A 24725-nucleotide genomic window follows, 5' to 3' on the forward strand; every position below is an offset into this window, starting at 1 on the left:
AATTACACATATTATAACAGATTACTCGACCAGGTTCACCTGTCGGAAGCTGAGCCGGGTACGGCGCTTGAGCCAGACGATCAGTAGGATGATGAATCCGTAGAGCACTAATGCCGTCGGCACATCTACCGACACTTCGCTACTCGCCCAGGGCAACTCGGCGAGTAGCCCGATAATCCACGTCATATAGCTCAGCAGCCAGTACGCCGGCAACGCCATAAGTCCTGCCAGCCATGGTAGCCACATCGCGGCGAGACCTGCCACAAATGTCAGTAGCATGGCGAGTGGCACCAGTGGTAAGACAAGCAAATTTGCCACCAGCGCGACGTTGGATATCACACCAAACGTCACCAATATCAGCGGCAGCGTGAGCACCTGGGCAGAAAAAGTCTCGCCGAGCACCTGCCGCACCAGACCAGGCTTCTTGTCGCCGTAGAAATACACCTGCAGCAACGGCGCTAGGAACATCACGCCCGCAAATGACGCGAAGCTAAGCATCCAGCCCACGTCACCCCACAGATAGCTCGGCTGCACTAGTACAGATATAGCCGCCGTCACCACCAGTAGTACCGCCGGATGAATCGTGCGGCCATAATACCAAGCTATCAAGCTCAGTCCGGCCACCAGCCCTGCGCGCGACATACTCGGACTCAAACCCGTAATACCGACAAATGCCACAATGAGTGTGCCGCTCGCCAGCACCGCCATATAGCGCGACACTCGTTCAAAGAGGCGCCGACTCACACGTACCAATATTGTAAGATTGTAGCCGCTTGCGACCACCACGTGCGTCAGACCGACAGTCAGCAGCGCCGCTTCAAAATCAGCAGGCAGCGCTCGCTTCTGCCCCAATATATAGCCGATCCCGAGCGACGCTTGCGGATCGGGCAACGCAGTGCGAATCATGTCAGCAAAGTAGTTGCGTACTTCGAGCATCGGGTCAAACCGTACGTGTTTTTGCAGTTCCACCAGCCCAACGCGAAACATCGTGGCCGCAAACGTACCGAAGCCTTCGTCGAGCGTACCGCGTACCGTCACCCGGTCACTGCGCTCAATAGCCTTCGCTCCGCTGCCACTCACGCTCACCCAGTACACGCCGCCGTAGCGTACACCATTGATCTGCACACTATCGAGCCGCAAGCGCACCTCACTGCCGCTACCGCTTGCTGGATCTTCACGCACAGTTCCGCTCATCGTGACCGTGCGGCCGGTATAGTGCGACAAATCTACCCACGACGCCAGCTCATATGCGCCGCGACCATAGCCTATTGTCGCGCCAACCATGCATAACACAATCAGTGTCCAGCGCCGCGCCTTCCAGAAGCACAGAGCGAGCCAAAACAGCCAGACCACCCACCACGATGCAGCCGTGAACCACTGGCTCGGGAAGTAATATGACAATAGCACCCCGGCCAGCACACCGCACGACAGGCCAGATATCAGAAAGACAGAGTGGATACGACGAGAGAGCCAGGAAAACATAGCTTAAGTTTAGCATAGAGATATTGCCTTGCGATTCGCTGGAAGCCCGCGGATACGCTGAAGTTTCTCCATAGAAAAAGACTCATCACGGAGATGAGTCTTTTTCTATGGAGGGACCACTGGGGCTTGAACCCAGGACACCCTGCTTAAAAGGCAGGTGCTCTAACCAGCTGAGCTATGGTCCCAAATTGTTAATTCATGAAAGCTATATTCAGCTTTTCGCTCCGTACATATTAGCATGCACCTCTGATATTTGTCAATGTTTTGCGTGATGCTCGTCTTTTTTGCCGCCACTCGATCGGGCATGCATGATATCTACTACCGCCCCAGCTAGTGCTCCCGTGAGGATAATCTGCTGATACTGCACGAGAAAGTCAAAGACTTGCTTGCCCGGACCCATCAACACTAGCGTATATTGCAGTGCATCGAGGCTGAATACTACCGCCAGCACAGCATAGAGGAGCGATCCAATCAATCGCCCGCGCTTCGTCTTGTACGTCGGCCCACCAAATAGCAGTACCACCGACGGCAACAAAATCACCGCCAGTGTTGCAAGTGTCACAGGCGACACCATCTCTAGCTCAATACCGCTATTACTCACGAGATCAGCGATGCTCGTTTCCCATAGCTTGCTCAGTACATACCCAGCTGCCAACGCCAGACCTAGTACACCAAAGCGCCGCTTCGTCATGTAGGCAAATACAAATAGCAGTAGTACAATTGCGCCGACAATCACCGCCACTTCCATGCTAGCCGCCGTACTCGAAATTAACTATCTTACCGGGCGAGATATTGTATTTTGTCACCGCTCCAGCAGGTAGAATCAGCACATAGCGAGACTTGCCGCCGGGCTTGTACGTGCTTGTCGACGAAGGACGTGCGTCTTTGGCTACATACGCTACTTTTTTGCCTTCCGAAATCCATGCGATATCGACAGAGAACTTATTGCCTTGTGTGCGAATCGGCCACTCACCACTATAATCGTAGACCATCAATAGCGCCTGATCATCCGACATTGTACCAAGACCCGTCACACCAGCACTACGCCGATCTTCGGTATCCGCTACGTCAGCACGAAACGTCTTAGCTCCCACCGACACATCCGTCGCACCGAGTGACTCGGGCCAAAACTTCCAGGCAACAAACAATACTAGCGCGCCTACGACAAGCATGACGCCGACCCAGACGAGATTATGCTCAGCATGACTGCGCGCACCGTATTCCATACGCTTAGTATACCCGAGTCGCTAGAGATACGCTATGCGCCGACTTTGTCTTTTTTCGGTCGACGCTTGGCGTTGCGTTCGACATATTCAATGATCTTAGTTGCTACGTCCCGACTGGTGACTGCCTCTGGTGTCTTGAGGCTAGCAGATGAATTTACTTCAAGCACTAGGGGGCCCCGACCACTACGCATCATATCGACTCCACACACAGGAAGCCCCATAGCCTTAGCGGCTTTGATGGCCGTCTTCTTTTCTTCATCTGTCAGCTTGACCGGCACTCCTACGCCACCTTGGTGCGTATTGCTACGAAAATCGTCGTCGAGAGACTGACGTTTGATACTAGCAACCACACGACCACCCACCACTAGTGCACGGATATCTTCACCCGCAGATTCTTTAACAAATTCTTGGACCAAGAAGTTCACGCCCTCCACATAAAATGCCTGCATTACTGCTTTGGCTGCCTTGGTCGTCTCTGCGAGCACTACGCCGTTACCATGTGTGCCACGTGCCACTTTGATGATCAGCGGTGTGCCGCCCGCAAGTGAGACCACGTCATCGAAATTGGCTGTCTCGCGCGCAAACACCGTCTTTGGTATTCCTACGCCAGCGCGTGCCATGATCTGATATGCACGCAACTTGTCCCGTGAACGTACGATGGCGATTGAGCTGGCCGTAGTAAATGCGCCCTGATGCTCAAACTGACGCACAATTGCGGTTCCATACTTGGTATAGCTTTGCGCAATACGTGGAATAATTGCATCGAAATGATCCAGTGAACGGCCCTTGTAACGCACAACTGGCTGATTCTTTTCAATCGCCACATAACACTTAGCGTAATTAATCACTTCTACCTCATGTCCACGGGCTACTGCGACCTCTTTGAGGCGTTTTGTGGAGTAATTTGCGCCGCCTTTCGACAGAATCGCTATCTTCATGAATCCCGCCCTTCTTCTTCATCGTTTGGAAAGTCTATATTGTACTGCTGTTTTAATTCTATTCGGTTGAGACTTGTTTCAGCCGAATCTACAAGAAACCGGTGATTGAGTAATTTGCGACCAAGTAGTACCGGGTAGATTTTTTTCGAGCGATCGGCCAGTGTGAATCTCGCATGGAACACCTTTGGCCCCAGCTTTACTTTGAGCTTTACCTCATAGCGCTGCTCCCGGTGCCCAAAAGAGTTGGATACCCATACAGTCGCGAACTCTTCGGCGGTGACCCGATATGCCATCGTACCACACACAGGATGTCCACCCAAGAGGTCGAAACTCAAAACGCCGTCGTCATTTAATACGATATTGTCAGCATGCACAGCAGACCGATACGCACCTGTATCGGTTTTTGCGGGTATCTTCACTGGCGCCGTACCGACAAAAGTCAGTAGTTCGGACCGGCCGATGATAACTTTGTGAAAATCATGCTTGGTAGCCATACACTGTATTATGAATAAGATATTTTAATTAGACAACTTGAATATATTAACATAATTTTGTATAATTATCAATATGACACACGTGCTCGTTGTAGGTAAGAAATTCTCCGCTCTCGCAGACTATCTTGTCGCTCACGAGTACACATATACCGTGCTTCAGGATCGGCAAGCTACTAAGTTTCCAGACAAACGATTCAAGCACCGAGTTGTAGCAGATTTCTCGTCACTTGAATCACTTTTTGCTACTGTTGATACGCTCCAGACCACGCCAAATCTTGTACTTGCTACCTATGAAAACTACATACTACCTGCTGCACATATCGCCGCGCACCTTGGCTTACCAGGTATACCAGCAACCGCAGCCGAGGCCTGTACCGACAAGTTCCTGATGCGCTCACTTTTTGCCCAGGCTCCCGAAAAAATCAGTCCCGACTTTGCTATCGTCCGCACCGAAGACGACCTGCGTGCGTTTGCTGCGAACCACACGTTTCCTCTCATCCTCAAACCCGCCAATCTTGCCAAAAGCCTTCTGGTCACAAAAAGCAACTCGCTTGATGAATTGCTTGCAAACTATCATATAGCGACTCGGCTACTAAATTCGACCTACGCTAAATACGCGCCAAATCGTACTCCATCACTTATCGTTGAAGAATTCCTGGCAGGGAGCGTGCATTCCGTCGATGCCTTTGTTGACGGCACAGGCACGCCGCACATCCTCGATGCAGTCGTTGACTATCAGACGGGCTACGACATCGGCTATGACGATAATTTTCACTACAGCCGCCTGTTGCCGAGTGCACTTTCGACAAAAGATCAAACGGCGCTGCGGCGCTGCGCTGACATCGGCATTCGTGCGCTTGGCATGAAGCACACTCCCGCCCACGTAGAAATCATTATGACAGCCGACGGACCGCGCATCGTTGAGATTGGTGCGCGCAACGGCGGCTACCGCGAACGCATGCACCGGCTCGCTAATGGCATCGATATTACTGGAGCAGCCTTGCAGACTGCCGCGGGTGGAATCCCAACGGTTGCATCGTCTTATACATATAGCTGTGCCGTTCTTGAATTATTTCCACACTCAGAAGGATCATTTGTTGGAATCACACATCTCGAAGAGCTACAACAACTCCCATCACTCAATTACCTGAGTATTAAAACTCAGCCTGGAGATACCGTCGGCAAAGCTTCAGGCGGACATAAAGCTGTTGCGGTTATCATACTATCACATGAAAATCCTGCACAATTTGCCGCTGACAAGCACTTCGTTGATACACACTGCGCCATACAGACAGAAGGCTAAGTTATGACAATAGTAGCAAGATAGTCAACATACGCAGCCACAGCCCCCCTAGGCTCGCCCTGCGTAGGAAGATCGTGAATCGCAAGCGAAGGACATTTGTTAATCTCGATAATAACTGCGTCTAGTTCATCTCGGGTCATCTCGGGTGTTGGTACTTTGGCTGTCATGTAGTCGACGCCACTTACATATAGCTCCGCAGTCATCGATACTGTTTCCGCCTCTTTGATCATCCATTTCGGTAGGTCATCCGTCACGTCCACCAGCTCACCACCCGCACCGTAATTTGCTACACCAAGTACTGTCACCTCTTGGCCACCTTCTGGAGTAGTCTCGTAGATATTACCGAGAAATTGAGCGGCTCGGTCCACATCTATGCGAGCCAAAGGTGCATAGTAGGGTTCGCCACGCCTAGGAGAGGCATTTTCAATTTCTACCAGCTCACGCACAGTATGCGTGCCATCACCCCACACTCTTGCGGGTACACGCCATATAGCCGCCTGATACTTGCCATCGATACATGCAATACGTATATCATATGATGTTTCATGCCGATACTGCGCTTGAACAATTACCCGTTGAGCTGATTTTGTAAATGTCACAGCGTACGTTATAGCGTCGTCTAATTGCTGCTCGGTCGTAACACCCACCGTAATACCCTTGCCGTGCCCACCATCAAATGGCTTCACTACAACACTCCCCACTTGGCTCAGAAGCTGCTGTGCTTCACCTTTCCCGTATTTATTGCTTACAGATACCGACGCCAATTGTCGCACGCCTATAGAGTCAAGCAGTGCATATGTCGCAAGCTTGTCATTTGCGACATATGCCGCTGCATACGAAGTCGTGGGTGGGGTGGTACTAAAAATCCGCAACCGTTTATTGTCGCCTCTGTCGATGTAACAGATGGGTGAACCCTGATACGCAAGCCATGCGCGCCAGCCTCGACGCTTGAATTCTCTCTGCAGCAACAACATCCCCCTGTTCAGCTCGCTCTCTTTGATAGTTTGTAGATCAATCATGCATTCGCCTCGTTCATGATATGTTCAATTATTTCTTTTGCGATATCGACTCCAGTAATCTCACTGATAGCATATCCGGGAGACGGGTTCACCTCTAATACCAAAGGGCCTTCATCGCTATCGATAATATCCACTCCGGCATACGGTAATTCAAGCGCATCAACCGCAGCGATAGCTATCTCTTTTTCTTGTGAGCTTGGTTCATACGTACTCGCTGCCGCACCTAGGTGAATATTTGCACGAAATTCCCCTGGTTGAGCGATCCGGCGCATAGCAGCCACGCACCGGGATCCGCAGACAATAACACGCTTATCCGCACCCCTTGACTCCTCTATGTATTCTTGATACAAGCATTCATTTTCTGCATCCAAGCACTTTGCAACAGCTGTATTGTACTCATCTATTGTTTTGACAAGGGTCACACCCAACCCCTTATTCCCTACAGCAGCTTTCACTACCCCTGGAAGCCATGGTGGAGGCAATACTTTTGTCACGATTTCCGACTTAGGCATTGGCACGTGAGCCCGTGACAGTATAGTATAGGAATCACATTTGCTAAACGATTCTAGACTCCGTAGCAAAGACTGTTTATGGGACCGGTTGGTAAGATGCATCGCAATATTTTTATATAATTCTACCGTTTTAGGGCTGCGGCGGTAGATAACAGCATCAGCGGCATCAATTATACTGGCCGCGTTTTTGTCATCAGCAAGGCATACGAGAGGCTCATAGCCCAAACGCCGTGCTGTAGTTGCGAGTAAGTTTGACCCCGTGCTGGCGGCATTGGCAGTGACAATTGCGAGTTTTTTTGTGTTTTGAGTCATATGTATTATTATACTATATTTTAGTCATATTATCAATATTATCCGTTGACCCCTCCCCCTTAGGGTGCTACTATACGAGCACCATGGACATGGCATCCCGTTTCAGAACACTTGCGCATACAGACTTAGAAGAACTTGTGCAAAATTTTCCTCAACCCCAGCCAGATGCGCATGCTAAGCGACTTGCCCATCAAGATGCGGGCGACTACTCATATTTCTGCACAGAACAAGATGGAATAATCGCCGCCATTCAGCTTGTGCGCTGGATTGGACCTCGTAAGCAGGAAGACCGAATACTCTCCCAGCTACCAGAGATAGGGAGCTTGTATGTGCGGCCGGAATATCGCGGCAAAGGCCTTGGTGGTGCACTTATCGCTCATTCCGAAGATACTGTATACAAGCAGGGCTACACCGGCGTCGGAGCAATCATCAAAGACTCAAATGCTATTTCTACACACATGCATCTTAGGCGCGGCTACCGGCCCATTGGCGTCGCTACTCGCACAGATCAAGACCCCGATGAGCCTCGAACTTACTACATCAAGCAATTTCCTCAAACAGATTTTTGAGCTTTTGTGGCATAGGGCTATGCCGCTCTACATGTTCGCGCTCCCCTGCTACAAATGGATTAAACTTCGCACTCATCACCCAGCTCAATGATTCGTCGACGATATCGTGTGCTGAGATATAGTTGAGAAAGCGCCAGGCTTCGTTGAGCCCATAGAAGTAGTCGATGTCTTTGCGATGCGATATACCTTCGTCTACGTCCACCATACCAGCAAAATCACGACGCAAAAATGACACCGCTGTCGCATAGGCTTTCTCTTCGGGCTCTTCTTTCTTTTCAGCGACATTTTTGAGAAACGACATCTGGAAGAATAATTTGAAAATCTCGTCTTTTGGTACATTTTCCGTACTGGCAAGCCCGGCAGCTAGGTAATGTTCAAGTCCACGAGTGGGTGTATGTTCTCCCGTGAGACATTGCTCAAACGCAATCATCAATGCTTCTTCGAACCGCGCATATGCTGCGGTACCGTATTGGCCAAGCTCATCGCCATTCTCTTCGGCAAGTGCTGAACGAAGTGCGTGACCACCTTCATGGATCATGAGTCCCTGCAGCGTATCTTTCGAAGAGCGTCGTTGCGACGAGACAACAATTTGTTTGTCCGTTGCACGGGTTGTGACTGAAGATTTTTTACGTTGCACTACGTGTGCACGCCATCCAGATTTGTGAAGTGTAGGCGTTGAGCCTATTAATTTCTGAAAATATTCCACGATCTGCTGAGCATCGTATTGAGACTCATGGCCATCGTTTTCAATTTCATCTACTATGTCACCGAAGTTATCTTGTAGCCAATCACCGACCATCTCGAATGTCGCATGAGTCGGTTGTGCGAGTGTATCGCTTGAGACATCTGCACCCCATGCATCAAGTTTTGCAACAACCTCGCTGCGTTGAATCTGCCATTCTGGTGGTAGTGTGAGTTCAGCGAGCTGCGTCCGCTTGAGGCTTACCGCTGCACGAAATAGCTCAGGATCATAGTATCCATATAGCTCTTCTTGAAGTTCTGCGATTTCATCGCTCACATCTTCCTCGTATAGCATTTGCTCGGCGATACATGACGCCAGCGTAATCTCGGCCATATGCCTCCTGGCAATTAGCCGTTCTTGTTCGTTCAAGCTTGTATCTTGATATAGTAAATCCCACTGCTCTCGAGCGGCTGTCGCATCTGCGGCGATCTGCTCCAAAGCACTGTCTGTCAGGGTAATGTCGACCGAGCCATCCTGCGCGATGAACACATCGCTATCAAGCCGCCTACCTGGCGCAAAGCTATACTCTGCTCTCGCTGTATATAAATTCTTGTTCATAGATTTTCAAAATGTTCGTGCGGTCACACCCCTTGCCCGCGCTTACGCGCAGGAAGGGGTGTGACTTTGGGATAATCACGATGGGTTGGCCGGAGGATTCTGCGGCGACACCTGTGCGGCAGCCGCCTTTCGCTTCGCCTCCTCGGCTTCGCGCTTCTGAATCTTATTCGACTCGGGAAGCAGGTCCTTCGCTCCGCTACGACGTGCCCGAAAATCAGTTGGCGTACCGCTTTCCTCGTCGCGCTTCTTCTTGGCCTCTGCGTCCTTACGCTTGCGCTCCGCTTCTAGGTCGGCCTTGGCAGCTTGCTCTCGGCCATCCTGCTCACGCCAGCGTGTAGCGGTAGCGCGCATGTCACCATCGGTCATCGACAGCGGCCGCTGCTCTACCTCGAGTCGGCCACTCAGTGTGGCCGTGTGCCGAGCAGCTCGACCGTCAGCCGAACCCCTGACCCACCAGGTCAGCAACATCATGACAATCACAGCGATGAGCCCCGCCAGCATCAGCCAGAAGAAAAACCCAACCCACATGCACGCAACACACAGAATAGCTATCACCACGAAAATGGCGATCAGCCCCATGCCGATGTTGTCAATCTCCCGGTCAATCCACCGGGGCGGCTTATCCTCTGCCGACGAGTATTCGTGTCCCAATTCTTTGCCGTGACTCATTGCCCACCTCCTTATTTTGAGTGAGTACGGTTAATTATATTATACCATTATTATGGTACTTAGTCTACTACCGAATCGAGTTGAAGTTTTTGATCGCGCCAAGTCGTTCAGCATTAACATCAGAAATTGTCGCACCAATCTGAGGATCGGATAGTGTTGCCTCGGCCGCTTCGATAAGTTTTTCGATCTGCCTACCGAGCAGACCCCTATCGAAATCGCCCGCACCCGCTGGTATAGCACCTGCATGATACGCCTGCATAAGTCCAAGCATATCCTCTAGCGCCACAGAGTCAGCAGTAGCAAGCGCTTGCCTGCTAAACTTACCTTTGTTGATGTAATCAATAATCATGCGCTCATAGCCGCCGGCACTAGTTGCATGGCCCTGATCAATACGATCCAATGCCTGCCCCGACAAGAATGGCGCCTTCGAAGCGTGCGACGCGATCACGGCATCCTTGATTGTGCCATGCAGGCCACGCCATGCCTCGCGGTCGTCTGACGCGGCGCGCAAAATATCCGACGCACCTTCGTAGTTCGTCTCTTTGAGGAACTTCGATACGGCCGCTTCGTGCAACTCACTACCGATATTGCCATTCACTTCGAACCTATAAGAGCGTCCTTGTGAGTCTTTACCCTCTGCAAAACCACCGAGCGCCAATGTCTTCAGTGAGGCATTGTCCAGGCCATCGCTAAAGTGCTTGAGAAGTTCGGTCTGAGCTGCAATACCCTTGCCGAAGTCTTCGCGAATTGTCTGCGTAGCACGTGCGGTCGCGAGCTTTTCGGCAGCCTCACCACCAATACCCGCTGCAGCTCGCTGCAGCGCTTGGCTATCAACCATACTGTTCGCAAACTCAACACGATGTGTTGCCTCGGCAAATGACTTGCGCGAATCCTGAACCATATGATCCTGTGCAAGACTATGTACATCGTTGCCGAGCGTAGCAGCCACGTTATCCCCATTGCGAGCGTGCATTGTACTGCCCTTGTTCGATTCAAGTTCTTTCATGTAGTTCTCGAAGCGAGCTTTCTGGTTGTGTAATGACATCTCAGCCATCTGATGTTGCACGGCTTCACGCCTCGCAGACGCATTGGTAATTTTACTTGCCTCATACGCCGCATCGTTGCGCAGATTTGCTGTTGCTTCGCGCGCTTCGGCTCGCTTCTGATCAATAGCGAGCTGCTCGCTCTGCATGGCATAGGTGGCATTGCGCTGCGCTTGGTAGGTCTTGCGTTTCGTCTCACGGTCACGCTTACCCTTGTCGAGCTTCTTCATGAGCGCTACGCCCGGGTTACCACGAGTTGGCTCAGCCAATCGTCGATCTTTCGCGAGGTCAAGGCGTTCTTTGCTCCAGTTTTTTGCACGATCGCCCACACCCTTGGCTGGATCGTTGACCATACCGGCAACCTTACCGAGAAGATTACCACTGAAACGTATGAGAAAAGGAGTGATTACGAGCGGAACAACTTGTATAAACATCGCGAGCATTACCGTAATAACGCTTGTCGCGTTCTGTGCTATTAGCATTGCCGCTAATTGCGAGCCTCCAAAAAGTACCGAGAACATGGGATACACGAGCAGCATGGTCATGAAAAGACCGCGCCACTTATCGAAGTACTTTTGCGTACTTGGTAAAATAAAAGCAGCAAATGCAATTGGCGCTATCACAATAAGCACCGTAATGATTGCCTGACGAGCTGCCAGTACCACCACCGCAACTATGACAGCGATCCCAGCACTCACGAGCATCGGTGTGAGCAGGTGGAGTGCCGCCGGTCCTAACGCCAACGCCGTCATTCCCCCTGCCGCTATAGTACCGCCCGACAGGACAAGCGTAGCAATATTTGCCCAAGTCTGAGTGGACTGGCTTGTCGCCTGATTACCGCTTAGCTCATTACGAACCCCGTTCAGCACATCCTGCAAATTAGCTCCGACAATGTTGGATGCATCAACTGCAGCAGCGCAAATGTAATAAGAGATGTTGATCAGCACTGCGGCGACGATAAGCCGCGGTATAATCGTGCGAAGATCGTACTGCTTGACACCTTGTCCGGTCAGATAGGAGTAGATGATTATCAAAAAGCCAATCACGAACAGCACATTGGCAATCGTGAGCATCATCGCCCAGGCTTTATACAAGCCCCCTTCACGATTAGTGGACAGCGGTTGAACGCTAAGAAAGGTCTTCAACACATCGTAGACTTTGTCCATCGCTTCGGCGAGAAACTTCATCACTGGGCAGACAACAAATCCGATACCTCCAACCACACACGAGGTCTGCTCTTTTTTATCTGCAGCATCAGCCGGCTGCTTATCGATTGAGATACCTCGTTGATTGGTTGGATTGGAATACTTCTGAGTCGCGCCCTGGTCGTAGTCGTACTGGGCGTATTTCGCATTAGTTGTATTCTTTAGATCGGCATCTTTTTCAAAATAGACAATGTTTGCCTTTGGGCTGCCACCAGAGTTGCTAAGATTTTGATAGTAGACTGCGCCACTTGGCACTCCGGGGGGTGTCGTACCATCGGCCGTCTGAGGGCCCTGGAAGTCGAGGTTAGCGTAGCGAATGGAACCATTACTCGTGTTCCAGGTGGCCTCGGCAGCATGCGTCACTGGAGAAGTCAGGGTTGTCCACAACAAAGCCGCGATTATCACGACCAAAAAATTTAGAGCATATCGCCATAGCGACACGCCCTCCAAATGTGGTCTCCAGGTATTCACCCACATATTGATTCTATACTATCACTTTTTAGTAGATTCGTCAAGCTTATGACCTCTTGACGAGAACAAAACTAACTATACTCTCATTTTGCGTAAAAGCCAAGTATATTTGGGGAGAAATTAGGAGAAAATGGAGCGCTTTTTACTGGATTTGAACTGCTCGAGCAGCTCCCGTTGCTTTTTGCTCAGTTTGGCCGGAGTGTCTACTACTACACTGACAATTTGTGCGCCTCGGTGAGCGCCACGCGGCACACCATGTCCACTCAGCTTGAAATCGGTGCCGCTCTGCGTACCTGCCGGCACTTTCATGCGTACCATGCCGTCGACAGTTGGCACGTCCACCTCCGTACCAAGCGCAGCATCGACCATGTCGATATGTGTCTCACTGAGAATGAGGTCACCTTCACGCGTAAATTCCTTGTGTGCTTTGACACGAATATGTATATAGAGATCGCCACGTGAGCCACCAGCAATCGCCTCACCATGCTCGCGCAAACGTATCGTCGCACCATCATCAATACCAGCAGGAATTTTGAAGGCAAGCTCCTGCGTACGACGTTCGGTGCCACGGCCCTTGCAGACAGCACATACTTTTTCAGGTACCTTGCCGCGGCCTTCACAGGTACTACAAACCACAGCCTGCTGAATCTGACCAAACATTGTATTCATTACCTTGGCAATCTGCCCAGAGCCTTTGCAGGTCTCACACGTTTTCATACCATAGCCAGGTTCGGCACGCTCACCGTGACAGTGACTACATTCATCTTGCATATCGAGCTTGAGTGTCTTCTCGACACCAAATACCGCTTCTTCAAACTCTAGCGTTACACTCGTTTCAACATCGTTGCCGCGCCGAGCCCTGCCGCGGCCAGTCTGTTGCCCACCGCCAAAGAATTGACCAAAAATATCGCCTAGGCCTCCATCGCCAAAATCAAAATGGATATTCTGGCCGTCGAAGCCCTCAAATGGATTGCCGCCACCTGAGCCACCGCTAGCCGCACCGCCTACGCCCGCATGGCCAAACTGGTCGTAGCGCTGTCGTTTTTGCTGGTCTTTCAGCACTTCGTAGGCTTCATTCACCTCCTTAAACCTTGTCTCGTCACCACCTTCTTTATCAGGGTGGTGTTTCACGGCAGCCTTACGAAACGCCTTTTTGATTTCGTCAGCGCTCGCGTCTTTGGTAACCCCTAGTACTTCGTAATAATCTCGCTTACTCATTACTTTTAGTATACACAAGCTAGCACTCTCATGTAAAGAGTGCTAGTAGGGGAATATTTGAATTATTTGACTTCGCTAAGATTAGCTTTTTTGGCAATCTCTAGCAGAATTGCCTTGGCCTCATCGGTGCCGTAGATAATCTTGTCTGAGCTCTGGACGATAGCAAATTTATACGATGTCTTATCTTTAGTGGTGAGCAGTGCTACTTGTTGATCGTTGAGCATTTCCTGACCATATGGCACCAAATAATGTGCCTCGCTGGATAAGCCAGTCACCTTGGCTTGCTCGGCCCCAGTGAAGGGCCCAGCAGCGTTCAAGTCTTCTGCCGATGGATATGTACGCACATCAACCTCAAACGACACGTCTCCCTTGGTTGTCTTGACTGCAAATGTCGCCGTCTCACCCTTTACATCGCCAAGGTGCAGCGTACCCGACTCTTCTGGCTTACTCACTGTCGCATCGCCACCAAATCCAGCGTTCACTTGATCTTTCGTGAGTACTTTCACCGTACCAAGATGCTCGTTTGGATTAACACTTGCACCATAGCCATCGGCCCCGACACCGTACTGCGCACCCGGATTATTGACTCCATTTTTGTCGTGAGCGATTACATACGCCAGCACACCCGCACCAGCCAGGACGACTAAAACGAGTGCCACTATTACTATTAACCGTTTTTTGTTCATAACTATCTGTCTTTATCCTTATGCTTTATGGGGATAGTATACATGACCCGCCGTACACTGTAAATCTAGAAGTGTTCGCGGATATGCCCAAAGCTGAAATCCCAATCAGCATCGGTTTTCTTCTTGGGATTGAAGATATTTTGGGGATCGAAGAGCTGTTTAACTTCGCGCATGTAGCCAAGTACAGTTGGGCCGTACATTTGCTCAAGCCAAGGGCCGCGAACCATGCCGTCGTTGTGTTCACCACTGATGCTGCCACCATATTTGAGCACTAATTCGTTGACTTCTTTTTGTGACGGTTCTAGTTTTGCTCGTTCGGCTGGGTCTTCGATTTTCATGAGAGGTATCACATGGAAGTTGCCATCACCCATATGACCCGCGATTGTCGCGAATAATTTATATTTTTTGATGATCTGCTGTAGCTGAGGCAGAAACTCTGGCAGATGCTCTGGCGGAACGATAAAATCATCAATGTATGGGGCTGTATGTTTGTCTTTTACCTTGCTGCGCAGGAGTTGAAAGCTGTAACGGCGCATAATCCAAAACTTCTCACTCGAACCTTCGGTCGGATCTTCTTCGAAGCCGTTGATTTCATAACGAGCACGATGCTTACCGAGACTCTTGTGAAGATCTTTTACCTTTGCGCGCACTTCCGCCTCACTATCCCCGTTGAACTCAACCATAAGAATAAGTTTTGGAATACCACGAAGCAACTGGAATCCTTCTGGGATGAGCGTGATAAGTAAATGAATAAATCGTACTGGGCCAAGTAGTTTGAGGAAACTTGGCATGAATTTGATGCTCAGCCACAGTGTTTGGTCATCAAAGCTCTCAAATGTAGCTGGGTTGCTTTCGAGTACTTTTGGAATCAGCTCACCAAGTTCCTTCGTGCTACGCAGGAACAGTACGAGCAGGCCGCTATGGGCGCGACGCTTCACTAGCTTGAATTTGATATCTGTCACAATACCGAGTGTGCCCTGAGCGCCAACGAAGAGCTTGGTTAGGTCAAAGATACCCGTGTCGCGGTTCCAGACATTCCAGAGATGGTAGCCGGTCGAATCCTTAGACACTCTTGGCTTGGCAGCCTGGATTTCATCGTAGTGTGCTTCGAGCAGCTCAAACGTGCGCGCGTAGAGCTGACCTTCGAAATCATCCTGAGCCATCTTGGCATTGAGTTCATCTCTAGTAAGCGGCTTGACTGTATACTCGTTGCCATCGCTGAGTACTACTTGGAGCTCAGTCACGTAATTATCTGTTTTGCCGTACTCAAGCGACTTCTCACCGCCAGAGTTGTTGTTGACCATGCCACCGACACTGGCAAGATCACGACTGGCCGGATAACTTGGCAGCAAGCTGTCTTTTGCCACGGTTGCCTCGTCGAACTCGCGGAACAGCATACCCGGCTGTACATGTGCAGTTGTCTCGGTCACTTCGCGCAGGTTGTTCATATATTTGGAGATATCGAGCACAATTGACCGGCCTATCGCACCACCGGACATGTCCGTACCGCGAGAACGCGGCGTGATGCTCAGCTCGGGATGTTCAGCTTTGTGTTCGTTAACAAATTTGACGACGTTTTTGATGTCTTCTGCGTCTTTTGGAAAGCCCACCACTTCCGGCTTGAGTTCAAACAAGCTGGCGTCGTGCGAGTAAAATTCGCGCGACTCATCCGAAGTATCGAGCTCGCCTTTGAAGATTTTTGCGAGTTCCTCTTGTAGATTCATAGTACCACTGTAGCACAAGCGTAAACGTTTTGGTGGTATTTTTGGCAGAGTATACTAGCTATATGAAGAAGCTTGATGCCACCTGGTTTCCGACATACGCCCATCTCCTCCATATTGTTGGTGAGACATACGATCTATTGGATCCCTCGCCATCAATTTTGGCAACACAACGTGCCAAATTCGAAGCATCTCATTACACTATAAGCCCAGACTTAGTCGCTGATAAACCCCACATCTCGACACTCAAAACGGCCCGAGAAGACGCTGAGCAGTTGCGCTCGCGCATTATGACAGAAGAGACGATTACACTCGTGCGCGATGCCTACATACCGGCGCTCGACTCGCTACTCCTCAATATTCAGCTCATCATGGCTGGCGCAACTGGGGATATGGAGTCATACCGTAGTGCTAGCGAGCAACTTTATGGCCAGCCGAACCGCACCATCTTCGACGCAGCATGCGCTTGGATTCGCGACGATGCACTCGCTACCGCCATGGGTCACTCACCACTACTTACAAAGTTGAGAGATGATGTGCTTGAGGCAATTCCTCACATTACTGCAGACCATCATATACTCGTCCCCTCCGAAGCTACTTTTGCCGCCGTTAAACAAAGTCATGCCGACTACTACATGAAGTTGTTTGGCTCAGACGGCATACCGAACGAACCATATATAGACGAAGATACGGGTAACGAGATCTGCCGCCGTGTCTTAGCTAACATCGGCTCAGACTATACACTTGCGCCGTCCGACAACAATCTCTGGGCTATCTTGCCAAGCCACAAGCAAGTTGTCTACCCTACAGGTTACCGACTCGACCGCGATGAGTTCGTCGGCATCGTCTGCCATGAGATCGGCAGTCACGTGCTCGAATCGGTCAACGGCAGCAACTCCCCGCTCCAACTCCTGAGTTCCGGACTCGCCGGGTACGAAAAAGGCAATGAAGGCCGAGCATTTCTACGCGAACAGATTGTCTACCCGCATGAATGCACGTTTCTCCGCCAATTCTCGTGGGAATATATCGTATTGTTGCATATATCCGTGAGCTTTGCTGCCGGTCTCAACGGGCAGCCATACGATTTCGCTCGTCTGTACGACGTGTTATATAAACTCTATTATTTCTGGCGCGAACGCCGCGAGCCCAGGGCAACCAACAACGAAGCCTTTGCGCGCCAAGAAGCCTGGTACCAGGCCGTGCGTATCCTCAAAGGAACACTAGGAAATGGTTCGGCCGCGTATTTGAAAGATACTGTATACCTGGAGGGTAACGTTCGCTGCTGGCAGCTAGCTACCGATGACCCTTCCGTAATTTTACTGGGCGATCTGGGTAAATTCGACCTTACCAACCAGTTTCATCGCGCATTCGCTCTTAGCCTTGCCCCATATTAGCTTCGGCTCGAGCGGTGCTTTCTTTCATGTATTCGGACACACCATAGTCGTCACCAAATCGATACAATACAAGTTGCTCTGCCGCACGCACAAGGTGTTCGTTCACTTTTTTGCCCGTCACACGCTCAGTTAGGAGTAGCGTTTCATCGTAGAACGGTATTTTGTGCTCTTTTGGCCGATCGAATCTATTGTGTGCAGTATCACATTGTTTTACACGCGCTGCTCGTGCATTTTGTAATATACCCATGCGCGCAACCGCATCCGGCACTTCGGGTGTGTATGAAAGTAAACCAAGTGGTGTCACCACCTCTTGCACATCAAAACCCATGTGTATAAACCGCTCCAGTGGCCACGCCTTATTGTCTTCGACGATGTCATGACATAATGCGACAATTTGGTCAGACTCGTCACCCCCGATGAGTTCCACCATCGTCATGACAGTAAGAGGATGAGAGATATATGGTTTACCGTCGCGTCGCCATTTGCTGTCATACGCTTCATGGGCAATAGTTGTCGCGAGCTCTAAATTTGCTTTCATGTCTTCCTCCTTCTAGATGTCGAAAGTGGAGAAATAAAAACACGGCTCTCCACCATACGACATGTCTTAATGACTTTTTTTATATGTCGTGTGGCGAAGCAACCGCGTGGACGGATTCTGGAGAATCCCGCTGAACCTACTTCTAGTCTCAATATAGCATCCTTATTCGTAGGCTGCAACTCATCTATTTCTTTCTGCCAGTCAGCGCCTTCCAGATGAACAGCACGATCACCGCGCCAACAACAGCAACAAAAAAGCTCCAGAGGTTAAACCCCGTAATACCTGTGCCCCCGGCTAGATCGAACACCCAGCCTCCGACGACTCCACCGATAACACCAGCCAAGATATTACCTAAGATCCCCTGGCCTTTATCTGTACCGACAAATTTTGATGCGATCCAGCCCGCAAGCCCACCGATGATAATCCAACCAAGAATATTCATCCTACAATCCTCCTTTGATTATGTAGTTATTATATGTCTCTTCACGTTAAAATACGAGACGCACTATACCTCGGCCACAACACAGCACGAGGCATAGCAGTCCGTAAAAAGTGATTATTTGCTCTCGTCAACGACTTCGCCCTCTACAGGCTCATCCTTGTCCGATTTTTTATCGCCATCTTCAGAAGCAGGTGCATCTTCTTTGGCAGCTTGTTCGTACATTTTGGCGCCGATTGGCATGACCTTGTCATTCAGTGCTTTCACTGCTGCTTCGAGCGCTTCTTTGTCAGCTTGCTCGTCGTCTTTCACCTTCTTGGCTTCTTCCGCAGCTTCTTTGAGTACTTTCACATCGTCTTCAGAGATCTTGTCTTTGTACTCATCGGGCATTTTCTCGGCTTGGTAGATAGCGTTTTCGAGCTGATTGCGGATGTCGACAGTTTCGCGCTTCTTTTTATCCTCGTCGGCGTGTGCTTCGGCCTCTTTTTGCGCTTTTTCGATGTCTTCTTTGCTCATGTTGCCACTGTCCTGGATGGTGACTGAGTTTTCTTTGCCGGTGCCCTTGTCTTTGGCGGTCACGTTCAGGATACCGTTGGCATCGAGGCTAAACGTCACTTCGATCTGTGGTACGCCGCGTGGAGCCGGCGCGATACCATCGAGGATGAAGCGACCGAGCGACTTGTTGTCGTTGGCAAATTCACGTTCACCCTGGAGCACGTGGATTTCTACCTGCGGCTGGTTGTCAGCAGCCGTAGAAAATGTTTCGCTTTTACTCGTAGGAATTGTGCTGTTACGCTCGATGAGCTTTGTCGTCACACCGCCCATCGTCTCGATACCGAGGCTCAGTGGCGTCACGTCGAGTAGGAGCACGTCTTTGACATCGCCTTGTAGCACGCCGCCCTGGATCGCTGCGCCCACGGCTACGACTTCGTCTGGGTTCACACCCTGGAGTGGATCTTTGCCAAAGATACCCTTTACCTTTTCGACGACCGCTGGCATACGAGTCATACCACCGACGAGGACGATCTCATCAATGTCACTTGCCTTCATATCAGCGTCTTTAAGCGCCTTTTCTACAGGCCCAGCCAGACGATCAATCAGATCTTTTACGAGATCTTCGAGCTTAGAGCGAGTCAATGTATATTCGAAGTGCTTCGGACCATCAGCATCGGCTGTGATAAACGGCAGGTTTACCTCGTAGCTATTGGTACTCGAAAGCTCTTTCTTGGCTTTTTCAGCTTCGTCTTTGAGGCGTTGCATAGCGGCTTTGTCATTTTTAAGATCAACACCTTCTTCTTTCTGGAAGACATCGATGAAGTGATTAACAATACGATTGTCGAAATCTTCGCCGCCGAGGTGAGTATCGCCGTTTGTCGAGCGAACTTCGAATACGCCGTCGCCAAGTTCGAGTACTGACACGTCAAAGGTACCACCACCGAGGTCGAATACAACGATGTTCTCATCTTTTTTGCCTTCAAGACCATAGGCTAGTGCAGCTGCTGTCGGCTCGTTAATGATGCGCTTGACTTCGAGACCAGCAATCTTGCCAGCATCTTTCGTTGCCTGACGCTGTGAATCATCGAAATAAGCAGGTACAGTGATCACTGCTTCCGTAACCTTTTCACCGAGGAACGCCTCGGCATCCGCCTTAATTTTCGACAGAATCATGGCCGAGACTTCTTCTGGAGTATATTCTTTATCGCCCATCTTGACTGCCACACCGCTTGAGTGTTTGACAATCTCATACGGCATGATGTCAAGATCTTTCTGAACCTCAGTGTCAGTGAACTTACGACCAATAAGACGCTTCACGCCATAAATAGTATTTTTTGCATTTGTCACACGCTGGCGCTGTGCAACTTGGCCGACCAGCCGGTCACCTTTTTTGTTGATAGCCACCACAGATGGTGTCGTACGATTACCCTCCGCGTTGGCAATGACCTCAGGCTTACCCGCTACCATGTAGGCAAACGCGCTGTTAGTTGTACCGAGATCGATTCCGATGATTTTACCCATAGTTATATCTCCTATTCGTTAGTTTTCATAGCAAATTGTATATTCATATATTAGCACTCTCATGCATAGATTGCCAATACTTTCATTGTAGCGAAATTAGCACTCCTATGTCAAGAGTGCCAAGTTTTCATATGACACCCACTGCAAACCAGGCTCGGCACAGGGTTATAAATGCTATACTAGCACTATGAAGCGAGGGGTTATCACGACATGTTGCTTAGCTCTAGGACTAAGCTTTCTTGTGAGTGTGCCAGCTCATGCCGACACGAGTGGTCTGTGGATGTCTTCGTCTCGCCAGAATCTCACAAGCAAAGCAGGTGTCGGTACAAGCGCACATATTAAAATAGCGAACAAGACAGACGCCCCAATGGACGTCCAGCTCTCCGTAAAATCTTTTAACGTTGACTCTCAGACGCGCGCCATTACCTTCGTCGATCCTCGCGAAGATTGGATTACTCCAGATGTCCCCCGGCTAGAGTTAGCTCCCACAGAAGAACAGGATATCAACTACCGCATTGCTATTCCTGTGACCGCCGACGAAAAAGAGTACCATTTCGCACTCATAGCCAGCACAGTTGTTGGTAGTGATCAAAACGCCAAGACACTTCGCGTTGCCTCACTTCTGTACCTTTCTGTAGATGGAGGACATTTGACTCGCGCGGGTGATATCACCTCGGCACACGTGCCCTCGTTTGCGTTTGGTACTACTATCCCCTATACATTTGCTATCAAAAACACCGGAGATATCCATCTGGAGCTCCAGTCGAACGTCCAACTTCAGGGCCAAGCCTGGAACTCATTAACAACCGCCCGGCCAGCGGTCGTACTACCTGGCGAATCGCGCACCATAAGTGATGCCGTGACCTCACCCTCCCTACCGGGCATCTATACGCTGCGCTATGGCTACACAGACGACACAACTGGAGCCAAAACACTCGAAGTCGTCCCCGTTATATATCTTCCTATATGGGCCGTAGGCGTACTTGCGAGCCTACTGCTTGCCAGCGTCTGGCTTTGGCAAAGACGCCGCTCAGGTAAGATTAGCGCTACGTCCGACCAATAGCAGTGTAAGTTACCCCGACACTATACGTACCCGAGCTCTTGGTGATGTCAATTAGCGCACCATAAGTCATTGCTGTCGGGCTACCGTTTTTAAAAGGCCCGGTACCGCTTGCAATAAGCTGCTGACTCGTCGTCATACCGATAAAGTTCGTGGTAGAGCCGGTCGTATTGAATCCCCATGTGTTAGTGCTCAGGGCCCCGGCTGTCGTATTGCTACTCGCCGGTATGGTGTCGGTGCCATTACTCATATTTGCCGTCGTCGTGCCATTTGCATAGAGGTCGTACCCAACAACATCAAGTGACGTTACAGTAATAGTATGGCCGCCCGTACCACTAAACGTGCCTCCGCTAGGCGTCATAGCGATATCGGCACTACTATTACTCAATCCGATTGAGATGCTTGTCTGACTGCCAAATGGCACATCTGCCCCAAACTTGCCCACGCCAAACGGCTGTGCTACCGCTACCTGCTGCCACAATGCAGCGCCGATCGTCAACGCGACCGCTACGGTGAGATGACTGAGCGTGACCCTCGGTATTTTCATATATTACTTAGTATAACAAAGTACGGGTTGTGCTCATGCTTTGGGTTTTGTATACTGTGTGCAGACAGAGGGAGAAATAAACATTGAAAGTATTCGATGAGTTGTTGCAGCGCGAAGTGACGCGTGGTGAGTTTCTAAAAATGATTGGTATCGCAGCAGTAAGTGCATTTGGTGTGACAAATTTTATCGCTAAGCTCTCGCATACATCTAAAGTTATCGAGCAAGGTTCACAACCACATCGTATTGCCAGCCATGGGTTTGGCAGTCGTAAGTTTGGTGAATAACACCATGCTTTTGTGGTGGCGTCAAAATAGCCTATACTGAGAAGCATATGCTTCACCACAAAGCATCCCAGGCAACCACTTGCCTACTTTTTGCGCACGACGCGATGGGTAGTCTGTTTGCTAATGCGCATGAGGGGAGCTCCCTCTAGTGGCAGACCAGCGCCTCCCAATAGTAAATAGTGACGATGGCACCTGGGGTGATCTGTTACGTCAATACCTGAAAAAGGAACACTTCGACGACGGCACGAATAATGCAGCCAACGGTGGCCACCAAAACGTGACTATCCGCGGCGGCACGGCAGGAGCCGGTGGTGCACCGCTAAAGTTCAGTTCCGGCACACTTCTCACTACACCCGAGGTAGGCGCGGTTGAATTCGCTGGTGACAACTTATATGTCACACAGACATCTGGCACAACTCGCAAAAAAGTAGCGCTCTACGACGATTCGAGCGGTGTAACTGGCGATCTCTATTATCGCAATAGCGGTGGCTACTTCACACGCCTCGGCATCGGTACTAGCAACCAGATACTTGCTGTGTCTGGTGGCCTTCCGAGCTGGCAGACACCGACCGCGCAGTCAACCACTTTCAGTGACACTGCGTTTACATTGCAAGATGACGGTGATGCAACCAAACAAGCCAAGTTCGAGCTGAGCGGCATCAGTGCTAGCACAACTCGCACGTATACACTTCCAAACGCCAATACTACAGTAGTCGGCACAGACACAACACAGACATTGACCAACAAGACGCTCACAAGCCCCACGCTCACCACTCCACGTTTTGCTTCGGGTGGCTATATTGCAGACAACAATGGCAACGAACAGATTGTGTTCACAACTACGGCTTCCGCGGTCAACGAGCTCAATGTCAGCAACGCCGCTACAGGCGGGTCGCCCCAGATTGCCGCCCAAGGTGGAGACACAAATGTCAATCTTAATCTCGTGTCGAAAGGTACTGGCCGTATACAAGCAAACGGAGTAAATATCCCGACAGCAAGCTCGACTGACACATTAACCAATAAATCTATAGATGGTAGCACAAATACACTCTCGAACATCTCCTGGGCAGCAGTTACAAAGCCAACTTACATAGCCGCCGGCACCACAGTCAAAAATGCATTGAGCGCCGTCAATATGTATCCTTTAGTCGGCTCAGCTGATGTGGGTAATGGTCAGATGTTTGGCGCGTTTGCAGCCAATGCACTATATAGTCATCCGGAGTCCGAATGGTTTGTGCCGATACCGCACGCCTACAACGACATTGCGTATAACAACAACCGTGGCGGTACGGTTAAAGTCCTCCTGAACGGCTCTACTTATGCTGCCGATGGCAACAATGCTTCCCCATTCTTTACCCCAGATGCCACCTATGAAACAGTCACTGCCTACTCGTCTACAAGTGATACTGTCTCCTATGAAATCTCTCTTTACAGAACATTTTACTGGGGTATTAGGTTTGGTATTCAACAAACTGACTGGTGTCGTGGACAAAACGTAATGTTTGAAGCATACAACGGTACATCATGGTCAACCATACTAAACACCACGAATCAGACTACCGGACTCACTTGGAGCTCGGGCGATGCTGGGTCTACCGGTATCACTAAGCTACGCGTGTCGCTCACAAACTTTAACGTATCATCTTCTGTTGGTGCGCGTATCTCTCAGGTGTTTTTGCTTGGGTTTGACTCGCAACTTCTATCGAGCACTTTTCTTCCCAGAGGCGGCGGCCAACTCTTTGGCGAACTAGGTACGCCGGCCATATGGACTGATCGCATAAAGGATCGCACAACGGGTACGGGGATCATAGATTTTTACAGTAATGCATCCGCCGTCAACTACCTTCAAATTCAGAATCGCGCCACAGGAGCAGGGCCAAGTATATATGCACAGGGTTCCGACACAAATATTGACATAAATCTCATGCCAAAAGGTACGGGCAATGTACTTGTAAATGGCTCCGGTCTTCTCACCGCGAACTCTACTGCGACGCTTACCAATAAAACTATTGATGCAACCGCTAACACTATTACAAATATAGGCACCTCGTCCCTATCCGACAGCTCGGTGACATCTGCAAAGATAGCAGACAACAGCATTGTGAATGCAGATATCAACGCGTCAGCCGCCATCGCACTCTCCAAACTTGCCGCTGGCTACGTACAGGGATCAGTCAACGGCACTTCAACAACTACGACTGTCTGGCGCGGCACGCAGGCACAGTACGATGCGATTGGCACAAAAGACAACAATACCCTCTATTTTATATCAGGATAAG

General features: G+C 50.2%; 23 protein-coding genes and 1 tRNA gene. 6 read left to right on the top strand and 18 right to left on the bottom strand.

Annotated features, from left to right (window positions below; genetic code table 11):
- Positions 1-21 precede the first annotated feature (21 nt).
- The 6 genes from GII36_RS04950 to GII36_RS04975 form a co-directional block, all read right to left on the bottom strand.
- A complete protein-coding gene (locus tag GII36_RS04950) occupies positions 22-1482 on the bottom strand; it encodes a ComEC/Rec2 family competence protein (protein WP_260763084.1) in 1461 nt (486 codons plus the stop codon).
- Between the two features lie 108 nt (positions 1483-1590).
- Positions 1591-1667 (bottom strand) — tRNA-Lys (locus tag GII36_RS04955).
- Between the two features lie 71 nt (positions 1668-1738).
- The gene (locus GII36_RS04960; protein WP_260763086.1) at positions 1739-2230 is read right to left on the bottom strand and encodes a hypothetical protein; all 492 of its coding nucleotides are present in this window, start codon (positions 2228-2230) and stop codon (positions 1739-1741) included.
- A 1-nt stretch (position 2231) separates the two neighbouring features.
- Positions 2232-2708 (bottom strand): DUF192 domain-containing protein, encoded by a 477-nt coding sequence (locus GII36_RS04965; RefSeq protein WP_260763088.1) that lies wholly within the window; start codon positions 2706-2708, stop codon positions 2232-2234.
- 32 nt (positions 2709-2740) lie between these two features.
- Entirely contained in the window at positions 2741-3646 is a 906-nt protein-coding gene (gene rimK / locus GII36_RS04970) for a 30S ribosomal protein S6--L-glutamate ligase (RefSeq protein ID WP_260763090.1), read from the bottom strand.
- Positions 3643-4140, bottom strand: a complete 498-nt coding sequence (locus GII36_RS04975) for an ATP-dependent zinc protease family protein (protein ID WP_260763091.1) — start codon at positions 4138-4140, stop codon at positions 3643-3645. The genes rimK and GII36_RS04975 overlap by 4 nt, the downstream gene beginning before the upstream one ends.
- A gap of 73 nt (positions 4141-4213) precedes the next feature.
- Between GII36_RS04975 and GII36_RS04980 the strand changes: the two genes are divergently transcribed.
- Positions 4214-5443 carry an ATP-grasp domain-containing protein gene (locus GII36_RS04980; protein WP_260763093.1) on the top strand — a complete coding sequence of 410 codons (1230 nt, stop codon included), beginning with the start codon at positions 4214-4216 and terminating at the stop codon, positions 5441-5443.
- Here the strand turns inward: GII36_RS04980 and GII36_RS04985 are convergent.
- Positions 5440-6462 (bottom strand): ATP-grasp domain-containing protein, encoded by a 1023-nt coding sequence (locus GII36_RS04985; protein WP_260763095.1) that lies wholly within the window; start codon positions 6460-6462, stop codon positions 5440-5442. The genes GII36_RS04980 and GII36_RS04985 overlap by 4 nt on opposite strands.
- Positions 6459-7286, bottom strand: coding sequence for an ATP-grasp domain-containing protein (locus tag GII36_RS04990; protein ID WP_313900706.1), 828 nt, complete (start codon positions 7284-7286; stop codon positions 6459-6461). Before GII36_RS04990 ends, GII36_RS04985 begins: the two co-directional genes overlap by 4 nt.
- Positions 7287-7369: 83 nt before the next feature.
- On the opposite strand from GII36_RS04990, the gene GII36_RS04995 reads away from it, so the two are divergent.
- Entirely contained in the window at positions 7370-7855 is a 486-nt protein-coding gene (locus GII36_RS04995; protein ID WP_260763097.1) for a GNAT family N-acetyltransferase, read from the top strand.
- Here GII36_RS04995 and GII36_RS05000 read toward each other — a convergent pair.
- From GII36_RS05000 to GII36_RS05025, 6 genes are all read right to left on the bottom strand, one after another.
- Positions 7827-9155, bottom strand: a complete 1329-nt coding sequence (locus GII36_RS05000; protein ID WP_260763098.1) for a hypothetical protein — start codon at positions 9153-9155, stop codon at positions 7827-7829. The genes GII36_RS04995 and GII36_RS05000 overlap by 29 nt on opposite strands.
- A gap of 75 nt (positions 9156-9230) precedes the next feature.
- Complete coding sequence (locus tag GII36_RS05005) at positions 9231-9824, bottom strand: hypothetical protein (RefSeq protein ID WP_260763100.1); 594 nt, start codon at positions 9822-9824, stop codon at positions 9231-9233.
- 67 nt (positions 9825-9891) lie between these two features.
- Positions 9892-12462 (bottom strand): TrbL/VirB6 family protein, encoded by a 2571-nt coding sequence (locus GII36_RS05010; RefSeq protein WP_260763102.1) that lies wholly within the window; start codon positions 12460-12462, stop codon positions 9892-9894.
- 201 nt (positions 12463-12663) lie between these two features.
- The gene (gene dnaJ, locus GII36_RS05015; protein ID WP_260763104.1) at positions 12664-13761 is read right to left on the bottom strand and encodes a molecular chaperone DnaJ; all 1098 of its coding nucleotides are present in this window, start codon (positions 13759-13761) and stop codon (positions 12664-12666) included.
- 62 nt (positions 13762-13823) lie between these two features.
- A complete protein-coding gene (locus GII36_RS05020; RefSeq protein WP_260763105.1) occupies positions 13824-14447 on the bottom strand; it encodes a hypothetical protein in 624 nt (207 codons plus the stop codon).
- 65 nt (positions 14448-14512) lie between these two features.
- Positions 14513-16171 (bottom strand): FAD-binding oxidoreductase, encoded by a 1659-nt coding sequence (locus GII36_RS05025; protein WP_260763107.1) that lies wholly within the window; start codon positions 16169-16171, stop codon positions 14513-14515.
- A 62-nt stretch (positions 16172-16233) separates the two neighbouring features.
- On the opposite strand from GII36_RS05025, the gene GII36_RS05030 reads away from it, so the two are divergent.
- Positions 16234-17562, top strand: a complete 1329-nt coding sequence (locus GII36_RS05030) for a tyrosine/phenylalanine carboxypeptidase domain-containing protein (RefSeq protein WP_260763110.1) — start codon at positions 16234-16236, stop codon at positions 17560-17562.
- Here GII36_RS05030 and GII36_RS05035 read toward each other — a convergent pair.
- The 3 genes from GII36_RS05035 to dnaK form a co-directional block, all read right to left on the bottom strand.
- Complete coding sequence (locus GII36_RS05035) at positions 17543-18100, bottom strand: HD domain-containing protein (RefSeq protein WP_260763111.1); 558 nt, start codon at positions 18098-18100, stop codon at positions 17543-17545. The genes GII36_RS05030 and GII36_RS05035 overlap by 20 nt on opposite strands.
- A gap of 184 nt (positions 18101-18284) precedes the next feature.
- The gene (locus GII36_RS05040; RefSeq protein ID WP_260763114.1) at positions 18285-18542 is read right to left on the bottom strand and encodes a GlsB/YeaQ/YmgE family stress response membrane protein; all 258 of its coding nucleotides are present in this window, start codon (positions 18540-18542) and stop codon (positions 18285-18287) included.
- Positions 18543-18656: 114 nt separating this feature from the next.
- Complete coding sequence (gene dnaK / locus GII36_RS05045; RefSeq protein WP_260763115.1) at positions 18657-20555, bottom strand: molecular chaperone DnaK; 1899 nt, start codon at positions 20553-20555, stop codon at positions 18657-18659.
- A gap of 187 nt (positions 20556-20742) precedes the next feature.
- Between dnaK and GII36_RS05050 the strand changes: the two genes are divergently transcribed.
- Entirely contained in the window at positions 20743-21618 is an 876-nt protein-coding gene (locus GII36_RS05050; RefSeq protein WP_260763117.1) for a COG1470 family protein, read from the top strand.
- Here GII36_RS05050 and GII36_RS05055 read toward each other — a convergent pair.
- Positions 21602-22162, bottom strand: coding sequence for a hypothetical protein (locus GII36_RS05055; protein ID WP_260763118.1), 561 nt, complete (start codon positions 22160-22162; stop codon positions 21602-21604). The genes GII36_RS05050 and GII36_RS05055 overlap by 17 nt on opposite strands.
- Positions 22163-22245: 83 nt before the next feature.
- On the opposite strand from GII36_RS05055, the gene GII36_RS05060 reads away from it, so the two are divergent.
- Positions 22246-22446 (top strand): hypothetical protein, encoded by a 201-nt coding sequence (locus tag GII36_RS05060; protein WP_260763119.1) that lies wholly within the window; start codon positions 22246-22248, stop codon positions 22444-22446.
- A gap of 148 nt (positions 22447-22594) precedes the next feature.
- Complete coding sequence (locus tag GII36_RS05065; protein WP_260763120.1) at positions 22595-24724, top strand: phage upper tail fiber protein; 2130 nt, start codon at positions 22595-22597, stop codon at positions 24722-24724.
- The last annotated feature ends 1 nt before the right edge of the window (position 24725 follow it).

This window comes from Candidatus Mycosynbacter amalyticus, assembly GCF_025273655.1.
Lineage (GTDB): Bacteria > Patescibacteriota > Saccharimonadia > Saccharimonadales > Saccharimonadaceae > Mycosynbacter > Mycosynbacter amalyticus.